The organism is Bradyrhizobium sp. 21 (assembly GCF_023073335.1).
Lineage (GTDB): Bacteria > Pseudomonadota > Alphaproteobacteria > Rhizobiales > Xanthobacteraceae > Bradyrhizobium.
The window spans coordinates 56,823-71,011 of sequence record NZ_JADPJG010000006.1 but is presented as its reverse complement, the minus strand read 5'-3'; the positions used below and the strand labels follow the sequence as shown (position 1 = coordinate 71,011).

The window sequence follows — 14,189 nt, the reverse complement described above, 5'->3', positions numbered from 1 at the left end:
TGGCAGAAGGACCGCTGATTTCCCTACAGGATTTTCGTAATGACAGAACCGGTGGCGAACGAGGTTGGGCGCGATTTCATTCGTGACATCATCCAGGCCGACCTCGACCAGGCCAAATACAGGGAGATCGTGACCCGGTTCCCGCCGGAGCCGAACGGCTATTTGCATATCGGCCACGCCAAGTCGATCGCACTCAATTTCGGCATCGCCCAGGAGTTTCCGGGCCGCTGCCATCTGCGCTTCGACGACACCAATCCGGTCAAGGAAGAGCAGGAATACATCGATTCCATCCAGGCCGACGTGCGCTGGCTCGGGTACGACTGGGGCAAGAACCTGTTCTTCGCCTCGGATTATTTCGACCGCCTGTACGAATGGGCGGAGAAGCTGATCCGCGACGGGCTCGCCTATGTCGACGACCAGACCCAGGAGGAGATCCGCCTCGCGCGCGGCACGCTGACCGAGCCCGGCAAGAACTCGCCGTTCCGCGACCGCAGCGTGGATGAAAACCTCGATTTGTTCCGCCGCATGAAGGCGGGCGAATTCCCGAACGGCGCGCGCGTGCTGCGGGCCAAGATCGACATGTCCTCGGGCAACATCAATCTGCGCGATCCCGTGCTGTACCGCATCCTGCATGCGCACCATCCGCGCACCGGGACCAAGTGGAGCATCTATCCGAGCTACGACTATGCCCACGGCCAGTCGGACGCAATCGAGGGCATCACGCACTCGATCTGCACGCTGGAATTCGAGGACCATCGTCCGCTCTACGATTGGTTCATCGAAAAGCTGCCGGTGCCGTCGAAGCCGCATCAGTACGAATTCGCGCGGCTGAACCTGACCTACACGCTGCTGTCCAAGCGCGTGCTGACCCAGCTCGTCCGCGAGGGCCATGTCGCGGGCTGGGATGATCCGCGCATGCCGACCATGGCGGGGATGCGCCGCCGCGGCGTGCCGCCGGCGGCCCTTCGCGAATTCGTCAAGCGGATCGGCGTCGCCAAGGCCAACAGCGTCGTCGACGTCGGCATGCTCGAGTTCTGCATCCGCGAGGAGCTGAACCGCAGCTCACAGCGGCGCATGGGCGTGCTGCGGCCCCTGAAAGTGGTGATCGAGAACTATCCGGAAGGGCAGGTCGAGGAGCTCGAGGCGATCAACCACCCCGACGATCCCAGCGCCGGCACGCGCAAGATTACGTTTGGCCGCGAGATCTACATCGAGCATGACGATTTCATGGAGAACCCGCCGAAAAAATTCTTCCGCCTGTCGCCGGGCAACGAGGTGCGGTTGCGCTATGCCTATTTCGTCAAATGCACCGGCGTGATCAAGAATGACGCGGGCGAGGTGGTGGAGCTGCGCTGCACCTACGATCCCGCGACCAAGGGCGGCAACGCGCCGGACGGCCGCAAGGTCAAGGCGACTATGCACTGGCTGCCGGCGGCGACGTCCGTGCCCGCGGAAATCCGCATCTACAATCAGCTGTTCGCCAACCCGAGCCCGGACGCATCGAACTTCGCGGCCGACCTCAATCCGCAGTCGCTGGAAATTCTCGCTGACGCACGGATCGAGGCATCGGTTGCGGAGAGCAATTCGACGGAGCCGATGCAGTTCGAGCGCCAGGGCTATTTCATCCGCGACAAGGACTCGACGCCGGGAAAGCCGGTGTTTTCGCGGACCATCGGTCTGCGCGATACGTTCGCGAAAGAAGTCGCCAAGGGCTGACAAGGATTGGGCACATGAGCAACGAAGCCGACACCATCGTTTCCGCCGTCATCGGGAAATGGTGCGCCGGCTTCGCGACGCTCGACGCGGCCACGCTGTCGTCGCTCTATGCAGAGAGGGCGTTCTTCTTTGGCTCCAACCCAAAACTCTATCGGGGCAGGGACGGTGTTGCCGACTATTTCAACGGCCTGCCGCGCTGGCGCAAGCCGAGCGCGGTGTTTTCCGAGGTGCAGGCGGCCCAGGCCGGCCCTGATCTGATCAATATGGCCGCAACTATTGCGTTCGACCTCGCCGGCGAGCGTCCCGACCTCGTCGTCAAGATGAGCTGGGTCATCATCCGCGAGGACGGTGACTGGAAGATCGTCAATCACCACGCTTCGTCGCAGGCGCCGCTGATCTGACGAGCGGCCGCACACGGCTTCGTCATTCCCGCGAGAGAACGAACGCACGCTCCGCGCGTTGGGGTGGATCCAAACAAGGAACCCACCATGCAGAACATCGCAGAGCATATGGAAGTCATCGGCGCCGACGGCGTCCATATTGGCACCGTCGACAAGGTCGAAGGCAATCGCATCAAGCTGACCAAGAAGGACAGCGGCGAGGGCAGCCACAAGGGCCATCATCACTTCATCGACAAGGGCCTCGTCGCCGATGTCGAGGGCAACAAGGTCCGGCTATCGGCCAAGGCGGATGTCGCCGTGACGATGGAAGAGGAAAAGTAGGGCTGGGTCCCTTCGTTCCCGATCCGTACCGCTATTCGCCCGCCTGCACGTTCCGGTAGCTTCGGCTTTCGTTGCGTATCGTCAGGTGCAGGGAATGGCGGAGCCGGGCCGGTCGGTACGGTCGCAGGGGATCGCGGGGACCTGGCCCGCGGGCCGTACTGCGTCCGCGGGCGGTCTTGCGCCTGCAGGCTTCGACCTCTGGACTTCGCGGGTCGAGACCGTGCGTGCGTGGGTACGCGCCGAAGCCGGCGCCGGCCGGCTGTTGCCGTGGGTGCCGGTAGCGTTTGGCTGCGGCATCGCGCTTTATTTCTCCGCCGATCATGAACCCGTGCTCTGGGTCGTTGCCGCGACTTCCGTCGCGCTCACGCTTGGCGCCATCCTCCTGCGGCGGAGCCGGCTGTTCGCCCCGGCGCTTCTGATCGCGGCGGTCGCGGCCGGCCTTGCCGTCGCGACCTGGAAGACGGCGCGCATCGCCCATCCGGTGCTGGCCAAGCCGCTCTATTCGGTGTCGTTGTCGGGCTTCGTCGAGGCCCGCGACATCCGCGAGCGTACTGACCGTTTCGTGCTTCGTGTCTCCGCGATGGAGGCGCAGCGCAGCGATGTCAAGCTCGAGCGCGTGCGCCTCTCGGTGCGCAAGGGCACCGCGCCCGAGGTCGGCAGCTTCGTTCAGTTGAAGGCACGGCTGATGCCGCCGCTCGCGCCGGTGCGGCCCGGTAGCTACGACTTTTCGCGTGACATGTTCTTCCAGGGCATCGGCGCCTCCGGTTTCGCAATGGGCGCAATCATTGCGGCGCCGCCGCCTGAGACCGGCGGCTTGCGGCTGCGTTACGCGGCCTTCATGCAAGGCCTGCGCGATGCGATCGACGCCCGCATCCGCGCGACGCTCGACGGCGACAACCGCGCGATCGCGACCGCGCTGCTCACGGGGCGGCGCGATGCGATCACCACGCCGGTCAACGACGCGATGTTCATCTCAGGCCTCGGACATGTGCTCTCGATCTCCGGCTACCACATGGCGGTCGTTGCCGGTGTGGTGTTCTTTGCGGTGCGCGCGTTGCTGGCTCTGATCCCGGGACTGGCGGCCGGCTTCGCCATCAAGAAATGGTCGGCGGCCGCGGCGCTGATCGCGGCTGCGTTCTACCTGCTGCTGTCGGGCGCGGAAGTCGCCACCCAAAGATCGTTCTTCATGACCGCAGTGGTGCTGATCGCGGTGATGGTCGATCGCCGTGCCATCACCTTCCGCACGCTGGCGGTGGCCGCGCTGATCGTGCTGGCGGTCGCGCCGGAGGCGCTGGTGCATCCGAGCTTCCAGATGTCGTTTGCGGCAACGCTCGGGCTCGTCGCACTGGTGCAGATCGGCATGCCGAACCTGTTCGCGTCGCCCGATCATTCCACGACCGCACGCATCGCGATGTGGGGTGGGCGCGAGATCGCGATGCTGTTCATGGCCTCGCTGATCGCGGGGCTTGCGACCACGCCCTATGCCGCCTTCCATTTCCACCGCGTCACGCCGTTCGGCGTGCTCGCCAATCTTGCGGCTATGCCGGTGGTCTCGGCGCTGGTCATGCCGGCGGGGCTGCTTGGCCTGCTCGCGGCGCCGTTCGGGCTCGACAGCATGTTCTGGTGGCTGATGGGGATCGGCATCGACTGGATGATCACGGTTACACGCTGGGTCGCGGCATTGCCGGGTGCGGTCGGCCGTGTCCCGGCTTTCGGCATCGCGCCGCTGATCGCGGCAAGCCTGGGGATCATCGTGCTGGGCCTGTTGCGCACGCCGCTGCGCTGGTCCGGCGCCCTGGTGCTGCTGGGCGCGATCCTCTGGGGGCTGGCGGTGCCGCAGCCCGACGTCCTGATTGCCGGGGACGGCCAGAGCGTCGCGGTGCGAGGCAGGGACGGATATCTGCACCTGATCAGGACGAGCAAGGACAGCTTTCTGCTCAAGGAATGGCTCGCGGCCGACGCAGATCCGCGCGATGCCGGCAGTCCCTCGCTGTCCGCCGGCGTGTCCTGCGACGAATCCGGCTGCGTGACGCCACTCGCCGACGGGCGGCTGGTCGCGCTGGCCCTGCGCATCGACGCGCTGGCGGACGATTGCAGCCGCGCTGCGCTGGTGGTGACGGCACGTCCAGCGCCGCCCGATTGCGCCGCGATGGTGGTCGATCGGCCGCGGCTCGCCAGCCAGAGCGCGCTGGCGCTGACGAAGCGCGGGGACGGTTTTGCGGTACAGGCGGTGCGGGCAAGAGGCACGAGCCGCCCCTGGTTGCCGGCCAGCGCCGGCGAAGGCGATTTCGACGGCAGTCTTGAGCCGAATGGTCTTGCGCCGAAGAGCCTTGCACCGAAGGCGGCCGCGCCCCGCAACCGGGACGCAACGCCGGCCGAGACCGACTTGCAGGCCGAGGATTGAGCGGACAACGCCCTAGAGATACCAGGCCAGCACGGCGTCGAGCCCTGAATTGCCCATGACCGGGAGCGCCACCATCCGGCTCAGTCCGGATGCGCGGGCCTCAAGGCCGGCGACCGAGCCGTCACGCGCGAACTCGTCGTTGAGCGCGGGCATGCCGGTGGCCCAGGCCCCGCCGATGCTGCCTTCGCGCCTGGCGATGGATTTTTCCGCATACAGCGCGGCAAGGTCGGTCTGCGCGCTGCAATCGCCGTCGCGAAACACCAGCGCCGAGCGGCTCTCGTTCGGGATCCAGATCTCGAAGCGTCGCGCAATCGGCGTGGCCTGCGCGGAGAGGAATGTGAGAACCCAGGTCTGGTCCGTGCCGGTCCGGTAGGGCACGCCGACTCCGAGATTGATCCCGACCTTGGCGGCGTCCTCCCAGCGCAGGAAGCTCTTGGCGTCGTGCAGGTCCTTGATGATCAGCGGCAGGCCCGCCTTCCAGGTGCGGCCAGGCAGGCCAAAGCCGCGCGGAAATTTGGTGTGGCGGGAGTTGAACTCGAACATGTCGGCGGCGCCGTAATAGCCATCGACGAGCCCCATCTCGTGGGAGATATCAGGGTCGTTGTGCCAGAGCTCGATCGCGCCGACATGCGCTTCGTCGTCGCCGCAGAACAGCACCATCACGGCTTGCAGGAATTCGCCTGCAAACACCGGCACCGCGACGCCGCAGGTAAGGCCGGCCGCGAGCGCCTGATCGGTCCGCTTGAGATAGGAGTTGGCGAATTTGGTGAGGATCACGGGGTGGCCCGAGGCCCAGGCCTTGCCGGGAAGTCCCTCGTCGTATCCGAAGTGCAGGTCTTCGCTGACGGCCTTGAACGCGGACAGCCCTTCGCCGTAGAGGCCCCCACCGAATTCCAGCCGCATGCGCGTCTGGTCGGGCACCCAGAGTTCAACGACGCGAAGGAAGGTTTTCATCGAGCGTGTCCGCCGTCTCAAGCCATGACAGCATCGGTCATTTGGCTGCGAAGCGGACGTTCAAAATTCAGGCAGGACGGCTCAAACTTCGTGCGGCGCGGAGGCGCAATCGCTGGGCCGATCCGATCGGATTTCGCTGGACGCAAACCACACCGTCTCGCCGGCCACGGCCGGCGATGGCACTTCAATTCTGGCCTCCGACCTCGTGGCCGGAGTGCGGCGGCGTCACCCGATCGGCAGGTGCGTGATGGTCGGCTGCCGGTCGGTGATGATCTGCGCCTTCTCGCGCTCTGTGACCGGCTGGGTCACCGGCAGTTGCAGCACGGTTGCCTGCTGGCCTTCGACGAGCTGGGTCACCAGCACGTATTTGCCGTCGGGGAATTCGATCGCATCATGATGGCGGTCGGGAATGTGCGGATCGATCTTGCCGAACTTGCCGACGCGGGAATTGATCGTGCGCGTCCAGATCCAGCGATTGTCGTAGCGGACGTTGTCGGCGAAGGCGAGCTCCGTTCCCGGCAGCAGGCAGACAGCCACTGTCGGATCGGCTGCGGACGCAAAACCGCGCGTCGAGGTGCCGCGGAAGGTTGTCGTGACGACCGTCTCGCCGACTTCGGCGGGGCGCGACGCGACGGCATGCAGGCTGTAGTCACACATCGGGTGCTCCTCATGTTGGGATAGCGACCCGCGTCTCTTATCGAGGCGCAGGCCTCTATCAGAGTTGAAGCACGCGAAGCTCTGCTTGGTTGTGGGCAAATCTGCGGCTGGTTTCCGCAGGCCTCGATCACATTATCTTTCCTGAATCCGCTTGGAACAAAGCTTGCGCCCGGACATTTCGGTCGCGCGCATCAGCGGCCCGCGGGCGCTGACCAGCCAACATACGGCCAGCTCGGTTGCGATGGCTGCGCGATTGCATTGCGGGCGTTGCGGAATTGTTGCTCGCTGGCCGCCGCTTCCTTGCGGACATGATGACGCGATGGTGCGGCAAGGGCTTGCGACGCTGATACTGCGATCAGCGCCGCCGCAACTGTGGTCAAAACGATCTGGCGCATGGTTGTCTCCTCGAACTGTTGAGGCCAACGAAGCGGTGTTGCTTCGTGGACGTCGCGAGGATGTAGCGCCGGAGCAGGGGCCGGATAATCTGCGCAGAACCAGAAAGACTATCCAGCCGAAGCGGACAATCATCCGCTCCGATCTCTGATCGGCGGTGCCGATCGAAGGCGCGCGAGGCGCCAAGCGCTTCCGGTACCAAGCGCTTCCGGTATCAAGCGCTTCCGGTATCAGGTATGTCCGCTATCAGTACTTCCGGTACAGCCCGATCAGCTTGCCCTGAATCTTTACTCGGTTCGGCGGCAGGATGCGCACCTCATAGGCCGCGTTGGCGGGCTCGAGCGCGATCGAGGCGCCGCGGCGGCGGAAGCGCTTGAGGGTGGCTTCCTCGTCGTCGATCAGCGCCACCACGATGTCGCCGGTATCGGCGCTCTCGTTGCGCTGGATCAGCGCCATGTCGCCGTCGAGGATGCCGGCCTCGACCATGGAATCGCCGCGCACTTCGAGCGCGTAGTGCTCGCCCGAGCCGAGCATGTCAGGCGGTACGCTGATAGTGTGGCTGCGGGTCTGCAACGCCTCGATCGGCGTGCCGGCCGCGATGCGGCCCATGACCGGCACCGCGACGGGACGCTCGCCGTCGTCCGCGGGCAGGCTGGAGCTCGCGCGCACCTTGCCGAGATTGCCCTCGATGACGCTCGGCGTGAAGCCGCGGCGGCTGCCGGCGGCGACCTGGAGTTCGGGCAGCTTGATCACCTCGATCGCACGGGCGCGGTTGGGCAGGCGCCGGATGAAGCCCCGCTCCTCGAGCGCCGTGATCAGGCGATGAATGCCCGACTTCGAGCGCAGGTCGAGCGCATCCTTCATCTCGTCGAAGGAGGGCGGCACGCCGCTTTCCTTCAGACGTTCACTGATGAATCGCAGAAGCTCGTATTGTTTGCGCGTTAACATCTCGACCAAAGTCCCCCGGTTGATGTCGTTCGATTCCGAGACGCTGAATTCAGCAATAAGCCGCTACATGCTCGAAACAAATCATGAACGGACACTATATGTTCGATATGTGTTCCGCAACTGCTTAATTTACCGTGAACAGAGCGAAGTTCGCGGAACGCGCGTTATGGAAGCGCTCACACGGGGAGCCGCAACACCTCGCAGGCGCTGCCTGCTTCGGCCTTCGGCGCGAACGGCGCGCGCACGAGAAGTACTTGCGCCGCAGCAAGATTCGCAAGCAGCGAAGAGTCCTGATGGCTGACGGGAAGGGCGAGCAGCGTGCCGTCGTCGCGCTGCTCCAGGCGCGCGCGCAGATAGTCCTCGCGCTGGTCGTTGGCGCCGACGTCGCGGCCCAGCACCGCGCGCTCCCGGAGGTGATGGATCGCCGATCGACCCGACAACGCGCGAATCAGCGGCACCATGAACAGGAAGGCGCACACATAGGACGACACGGGATTGCCCGGCAGGCCGATCACGCGCATTGCGCCGAGCCGTCCATGCATCATCGGCTTGCCCGGCCGCATCGCGATCTTCCAGAACGCCATCGCGGTGCCTTCGTCGCTGAGCGCCCGCTGGACCAGATCGTGGTCGCCGACCGATGCGCCGCCGGTCGTGATCAGGATGTCGGCGCCGCTCTCGCGGGCGCGGCGGATACCGGCGGTGGTGGCCTCCAGCGTATCGGCGGCAATACCGAGGTCGATGGTGTCGGCACCCTCGCTGCGGGCGAGCGCATGCAGGGCGTAGCCGTTGGAATAGACGATCTGGCCGTGACCGGGCGTCGTGCCCGGCATCACCAGTTCGTCGCCGGTGGCGAGGATCGCGACCTTCGGACGCCTGATAACGGCGAGGTGCGGGTAGTTCATCCCGGCGGCGAGCGCGAGGTCGCGCTCGGTGAGACGGCTTCCCTTGCGCAGCAGCACGTCGCCCTCGCGGAAATCGACACCGGCGGGCCGAATGTGCCGTCCCGCGATCGCGGCCTCCTTGATCGTGATGCGCTTGCCGTCCGCGACCGTGTCCTCCTGGATCACGACGGCATCGGCGCCATCGGGAACGACGCCGCCCGTGAAGATCCGCACGGCCTCGCCGGCGCCGACCGTCCCCGCGAACGGCCGACCGGCTGCGACCTCGCCGATGACGGTGAGCCTCGAATCGGTCGTCGCGGCATCGGTCGCGCGCACCGCGTAGCCGTCCATCGCCGACATCGCCTGCGGCGGCTGCGTACGCCGCGCCGCGCCGTCGCGCGCGAGCACGCGATGGAAGGCTTGGTCGAGGGAAACCATCTCTTCAGGCAGCGGCTCCGCACCCGCCAGCACCGCGGCAAGCGCGTCAGATACCGGCATCAAGGCCACGGCGAAAACTCCTGCTCGGCACGTTCTGGCGAATGTTCCGCGAGTGTTCTAGCCGAGCCCGGGCGCAGAGGCAAAATACCACGGCGGACGCGTTCAGCGCGCCGCATCACCTTGGATTGAAAGGCAAGATCACGCCCGGCGAGGCAGGGTTCGAAGAACGAGACAGATCGGCAGGAGAGTGGCCAAGGCAAGGACGGGAATCCCGAGCGCCATGGCCGGCATCGGTCAGCTCTCCGTCTGTCCGTCCAGACCGATGCCCAGTGTGACGTCGGGAGCTTTGGGGCCTCTGTCCGGCATCGGATCGGCCTGTGATTTCAGGTCGGCGGCCTTGCTGATCAGCTTGGCGGAAAGCTCAGAATCCGAAGTGGTTCTGGCGAATTTCATCAGCAGAGAGGCCTGCTTAGTAAGATAGGTTTTGCCTAACACGAGGATACTTCCGATGTAGAATTTCCAGCCGGAGTCATGAGTCCGGAGGACGGCATTCGTTCCCGGAACTCTGTGCAAAAATGCACAAAGGGTTTCAGTTCCAAAATTTTCGTCGGAAAAGTTCCGAAGATGGCGGTTTGGCAATCCATGACTCACCGACCCGTAATCAAATTCCCAGGGCTTTGAGGGCGTTCCCCACGTCGAGCGGCGAGGTCACGTGCACGGCGGTCAAGCCGCGCGCCCGTGCTCCCTCGACGTTCTCGGCGAGGTCGTCGAAGAACACGATTCGGCTCGCCGGCACGCCGATCGCCGACACGACATGGTCGAAGGCTTCCGCATCGGGTTTGCGCAGGCCGATGCTGGACGACAGATACAGCTCGCGGAAATGGCCGAGGAGGCCGGCATATTCCTTCGAGAAATAGTCCACATGCGGCCGGTTGGTGTTGGAGAAGGCGTACAGCGGCATCTGCTTCGCCGCACGCGGCAGCAGCGCGGCGATGTCAGGCATTTCGCCGGCGAAGATCGCGTTCCAGCCCTCCAGGAACTGCGCGTCCGAAATGCCGATTCCGAGCGAAGCTCGCAACGAGGCGAAATAGTCCGCGTCGCTGATTTTCCCCATCTCATGCAGCCGATAGGCTTCGCTGTCCCGCACATAGCGCGCGACGATGGCGTTGGGCTTGCAGCCGGCATGTCCCGCCCAGCAGGCGATCGCCCTGGAGAAATCGATATCGAGCACGACGCGCCCGAGATCGAACAGAAGCGCATCCGCGGCTCCGGGAGAGAGCGATGTCATTGCATCCTTTCACTCAGTATCGACAAGTCAGTAATGGTAAGGCTCGTGGTCGAACAGCGGAAACGCGCTGAATACGCTCGGCGCGTTGGTTGCGGTCGCCGCATGCAGGCACGATTTGTCGACCTCGGCGAACGAGGTCGCACCCAAGAGGCCGAGGCAGCGCACAACTTCGTCCTCGAGCAGCTCCAGCATGCGCGCCACGCCGGCTTCGCCGGCGGCCGCCAGCGCCCAGCATTGCAGCCGGCCGATGCCGACGAGGTCGGCGCCCGCCGCGATTGCCTTGACGATGTCGGTCCCGCGACAGACGCCGCCATCGACCATGATTTTTGCGCGGCCCTTCACCGCGTCGACGATTTCAGGCAGTACGTGCATGGCACCGCGGCCGTGATCGAGCTGACGGCCGCCATGGTTTGAGACGTAGATCCAATCGACGCCGTGATCGATCGCGATCTGCCCGTCCTCTGCGGTGGCGATGCCCTTGATGATCAGCGGGATCTTGAACTTGTCCTTGATCATCTTCACCGTCCGCCACTCCAGACCCTTCTGGTAATCGCCGCCGGTGGCGCGCAGACGGCTCTCGCGAACATAGCGCTTGGCGATGTCACGTTCGCGGCGGCTGTAATGGGCGGTGTCGACCGTCAGGCAGAAGGCGGCATAGGCATTCTTCTCGGCCCGGCTGACGACGTCGGCGACGAAGGCGTCGTCGCCGCGCACATAGAGCTGGTAGAGTCGCAGCGCGTCGGGTGCCGCCTCGGCGGTCTTCTCGAGGCCGGGCTCGGACACCGAACTCAGCATGTGCGCCGCACCGAAAGTGCCGCAGGCGCGAGCCACGCTCGCCGCGCCGTCCGGATCGAAGATCTCGAGCGCGCCGACGGGGGCGAGCACCACCGGCAGGCGCAGCTTGCGGCCGAATTGCTCGACCGAGCCGACGACCTTGCGGACATCGCGCAGCACGCGCGGGCGGAAGGCGATTTCGTCCAGGGCCATGCGGTTGCGACGCATCGTGGTCTCGGTCTCGGCTGCGCCGACGATATAATCCCAGGCATTCTGGTTGAGGTTGGAACGCGCTTTCCGGATGAATTCGTGCAGATTCTGGAACGGCTCGTCGCTGGCGCCGAGTTCGACGTTTCTTTCCGGCCCGATGCGGGGTGCTTCGTTCATTGTTTTCCTCCCGAGAATTTGAAGCCTTGTCTCATCGCCTAACCCGTCCGGCCCTTCTAAACCATCCTAAAATCGCATGGCTGCGAGGCGCGGGCCAGCCGGCCGCACCCGGCTGCGCATGAACGGGCTGCAACGTTGCCAAAAGTTTAGGGCCGGACGAAGGGATTCTTGCGGGGTGTACCCGCCGGCGTGGTATCCCGGCCTTGAAGAAACCAGAATGGTATTGTGAGAAGCGGACTGGATCGCCATTTGCATGGCGGTTTCCAAGCCCCAAAGAGACCCCAGAACCGCGACGAACCGCGAAGCAAAAAGGCCAGCCTATCCATGCGGAAAACCCTGCTGTTCCCCTTGGGCGCGCTCTCGGGAGCGTGTCTGACCCTTCTGGTAGCCAGTCCGCACGGCGGCGTATGGGCAGCACGGGCGGCAGCGAGCGCGGATGACGCCTATTCCCAGCTCAATTTGTTCGGCACGGTGTTCGAGCGGGTGAAGGCGAGCTATGTCGAGAAGCCCGACAATGCCAAGCTGATCGAAGGCGCGATCACGGGCATGGTGACCTCGCTCGATCCGCACTCGCGCTACATGAACGACAAGGCCTGGACCGAGATGCAGGAGACCACCTCCGGCGAGTTCGGCGGGCTCGGCATCGAGGTCACCATGGAGGAGGGCCTCGTCAAGGTCGTCTCGCCGATCGACGACACGCCGGCATCCAAGGCCGGCATCATGTCGGGCGACCTCATCAGCAAGATCGACGGCGACGCGGTGCAGGGCATGACACTCGAGCAGGCCGTCAACAAGATGAAGGGGCCGGTCGACACCCAGACCAAGCTCACGATCGTGCGCAAGGGAGCCGACGCCCCGCTCGACGTCGCCATCAAGCGCGAGATCATCCATGTGCGCCCGGTGCGCTTCCACGTCGAGAACGGCGATATCGGCTATATCCGCGTCACCTCGTTCAACGAGCAGACCACCGATGGCCTGAAAAAGGCGATCGCATCGATCTCCAGGGACGTGCCGCCGGAGAAGCTGGTGGGCTATGTGATGGACCTGCGCAACAATCCAGGCGGGCTGCTCGACCAGGCCGTATCGGTGTCGAGCGCCTTCCTGCAGCGCGGCGAGGTCGTCTCGACCCGCGGCCGCAATCCGGAAGAGACCCAGCGTTTCACCGCGCATGGTGGCGACCTCACCAAGGGCAAGCCGCTGGTGGTTCTCGTCAATGGCGGCTCGGCCTCGGCCTCGGAGATCGTGGCCGGCGCGCTGCATGACCACAAGCGCGCGACGCTGATCGGCACGCGCTCGTTCGGCAAGGGCTCGGTGCAGACCATCATTCCGCTCGGCACCGGCAATGGCGCGCTGGCGCTGACCACGGCGCGCTACTACACGCCGTCGGGCCGCTCGATCCAGGCCCAGGGCATCGCGCCCGACATCGAGATCCTCCAGGACGTGCCGCCCGAGCTGAAGGGCCGGATGGACACCATGGCGGAGTCCCAGATGCGCGGCCATTTGCAGGCCGCTGATGGCACCGAGCAGACCGGCTCGCAGTCCTATGTCCCGCCGGAAGAGAAGGACGACAAGGCCCTGCATACGGCCTACGACTTCCTGCACGGCCAGACCGCAAACGCGGTCGCCGCCAAGCCCGCGCCGAAGGCCGCGGTGCCGAACTAAGCCTTTGCGACCTCCAGACATCGCCCGGGAGCGGACCACCGCTCCCGGGCGCGTTCGTTTGGGGACGCCGTCTCAACCCGGATTCATGGCAAAGGTCGCCTCGTAGCGAGCCTCGCGCTCGGTCTTAACTGTGTCATGGCGACGCCGGAGATCGCGAGCAGGCCGCCGATCATCAACTTTGGCGTCATGTGTTCGCCAAGGAACAACACGCTCGACATCAAGGCGAACACCGGAAGCAGCAGACCGAAGGGCGCGACGCGACCCATGGAGCAGCGCCCGATCAGCCAGAACCAAAGGCCAAACCCGACAATTCCTCCGATGAAAATCGTGTAGGCGAGCGCCAGCCAACCACGTCCATCCGCCGTGACAAGGCTCGCGATTTGTCCATGTTCGAGGAGCAGCGACATCAACATGACCTGCGGCACCGTGAGCAGCGAGGACCACCCCATCAACATCAGGGGATCGAAAGGGCCGTAGCGTTTCGTCAAGACGTTTGACACCGCAAATGCGAAGGCCGCCCCGACGACGAGCAGCAGTGGAAGCGTGTTTGCCGACAGGCCGGGCCCCGCTGCCAACACGACCACGCCGACGAATGCAAGCGCCACTCCGGCGGACGTGGTGAGAGATGGCTTCTCCGCGAGCAGCGGCCACGCCAACAGGACGGTGAAGGGCGTTGCGAGTTGATATGCGACGGCGGACATGCTTCCCGAGCCGAGCCCAAGGCCAACATAGAACAGCCCGAAGTTCAGCCCGCCGAGGAAAACCGAAATGGCCGCGATCGGGCCGAACTGTTGACGCGTGGGCCGTTTGACGAACGGAACGAGCAGCAGCGCGATGGCCAGGAAGCGCAGTGCGAGGAAGAACAGAGGCGGAAATTCCGTCACGCCCACCTTGATGGCCACGAACTGGTAACCCCAGAGCAAGGGGACGGCCACAGCACACACGATCTGGATGGCGGACATGGC

The 14,189-nt window shown here is 64.9% G+C and carries 14 protein-coding genes; 5 read left to right on the top strand and 9 right to left on the bottom strand.

Going from position 1 to position 14,189, the window contains the following annotated elements; translation table 11 throughout:
- Positions 1–39 precede the first annotated feature (39 nt).
- The 4 genes from IVB31_RS10080 to IVB31_RS10065 all read left to right on the top strand — a co-directional run bounded on the left by IVB31_RS10080 (position 40) and on the right by IVB31_RS10065 (position 4,842).
- Entirely contained in the window at positions 40–1,716 is a 1,677-nt protein-coding gene (locus IVB31_RS10080; RefSeq protein WP_247321385.1) for a glutamine--tRNA ligase/YqeY domain fusion protein, read from the top strand.
- Between the two features lie 14 nt (positions 1,717–1,730).
- Positions 1,731–2,117: a nuclear transport factor 2 family protein gene (locus IVB31_RS10075; RefSeq protein WP_247321383.1), complete on the top strand. Its 387-nt coding sequence runs from the start codon at positions 1,731–1,733 to the stop codon at positions 2,115–2,117.
- An 87-nt stretch (positions 2,118–2,204) separates the two neighbouring features.
- Entirely contained in the window at positions 2,205–2,438 is a 234-nt protein-coding gene (locus IVB31_RS10070) for a DUF2171 domain-containing protein (RefSeq protein ID WP_092229500.1), read from the top strand.
- A gap of 94 nt (positions 2,439–2,532) precedes the next feature.
- The gene (locus tag IVB31_RS10065) at positions 2,533–4,842 is read left to right on the top strand and encodes a ComEC/Rec2 family competence protein (RefSeq protein ID WP_247321381.1); all 2,310 of its coding nucleotides are present in this window, start codon (positions 2,533–2,535) and stop codon (positions 4,840–4,842) included.
- A gap of 12 nt (positions 4,843–4,854) precedes the next feature.
- On the opposite strand, the gene IVB31_RS10060 is transcribed toward IVB31_RS10065, so the two are convergent.
- The 8 genes from IVB31_RS10060 to IVB31_RS10025 form a co-directional block, all read right to left on the bottom strand.
- A complete protein-coding gene (locus IVB31_RS10060) occupies positions 4,855–5,796 on the bottom strand; it encodes a GAF domain-containing protein (RefSeq protein WP_247321379.1) in 942 nt (313 codons plus the stop codon).
- Between the two features lie 225 nt (positions 5,797–6,021).
- Positions 6,022–6,453: a hypothetical protein gene (locus IVB31_RS10055; protein WP_247321378.1), complete on the bottom strand. Its 432-nt coding sequence runs from the start codon at positions 6,451–6,453 to the stop codon at positions 6,022–6,024.
- A gap of 191 nt (positions 6,454–6,644) precedes the next feature.
- Complete coding sequence (locus IVB31_RS10050; protein WP_247321376.1) at positions 6,645–6,848, bottom strand: hypothetical protein; 204 nt, start codon at positions 6,846–6,848, stop codon at positions 6,645–6,647.
- A 244-nt stretch (positions 6,849–7,092) separates the two neighbouring features.
- A complete protein-coding gene (gene lexA / locus IVB31_RS10045) occupies positions 7,093–7,794 on the bottom strand; it encodes a transcriptional repressor LexA (RefSeq protein WP_247321374.1) in 702 nt (233 codons plus the stop codon).
- 176 nt (positions 7,795–7,970) lie between these two features.
- The gene (glp, locus tag IVB31_RS10040; protein WP_247321372.1) at positions 7,971–9,182 is read right to left on the bottom strand and encodes a gephyrin-like molybdotransferase Glp; all 1,212 of its coding nucleotides are present in this window, start codon (positions 9,180–9,182) and stop codon (positions 7,971–7,973) included.
- A 225-nt stretch (positions 9,183–9,407) separates the two neighbouring features.
- Positions 9,408–9,752, bottom strand: coding sequence for a hypothetical protein (locus IVB31_RS10035; RefSeq protein ID WP_247321370.1), 345 nt, complete (start codon positions 9,750–9,752; stop codon positions 9,408–9,410).
- A gap of 22 nt (positions 9,753–9,774) precedes the next feature.
- Entirely contained in the window at positions 9,775–10,401 is a 627-nt protein-coding gene (locus IVB31_RS10030; protein WP_247321368.1) for an HAD family phosphatase, read from the bottom strand.
- Positions 10,402–10,428: 27 nt separating this feature from the next.
- Positions 10,429–11,562 (bottom strand): alpha-hydroxy acid oxidase, encoded by a 1,134-nt coding sequence (locus tag IVB31_RS10025; RefSeq protein ID WP_247321366.1) that lies wholly within the window; start codon positions 11,560–11,562, stop codon positions 10,429–10,431.
- A gap of 324 nt (positions 11,563–11,886) precedes the next feature.
- Here IVB31_RS10025 and IVB31_RS10020 point away from each other — a divergent pair, with 324 nt between their 5' ends.
- A complete protein-coding gene (locus IVB31_RS10020; protein ID WP_247321364.1) occupies positions 11,887–13,224 on the top strand; it encodes a S41 family peptidase in 1,338 nt (445 codons plus the stop codon).
- An 83-nt stretch (positions 13,225–13,307) separates the two neighbouring features.
- Here IVB31_RS10020 and IVB31_RS10015 read toward each other — a convergent pair whose 3' ends face one another.
- The gene (locus IVB31_RS10015) at positions 13,308–14,186 is read right to left on the bottom strand and encodes an EamA family transporter (protein WP_247321363.1); all 879 of its coding nucleotides are present in this window, start codon (positions 14,184–14,186) and stop codon (positions 13,308–13,310) included.
- Positions 14,187–14,189 lie beyond the last annotated feature (3 nt).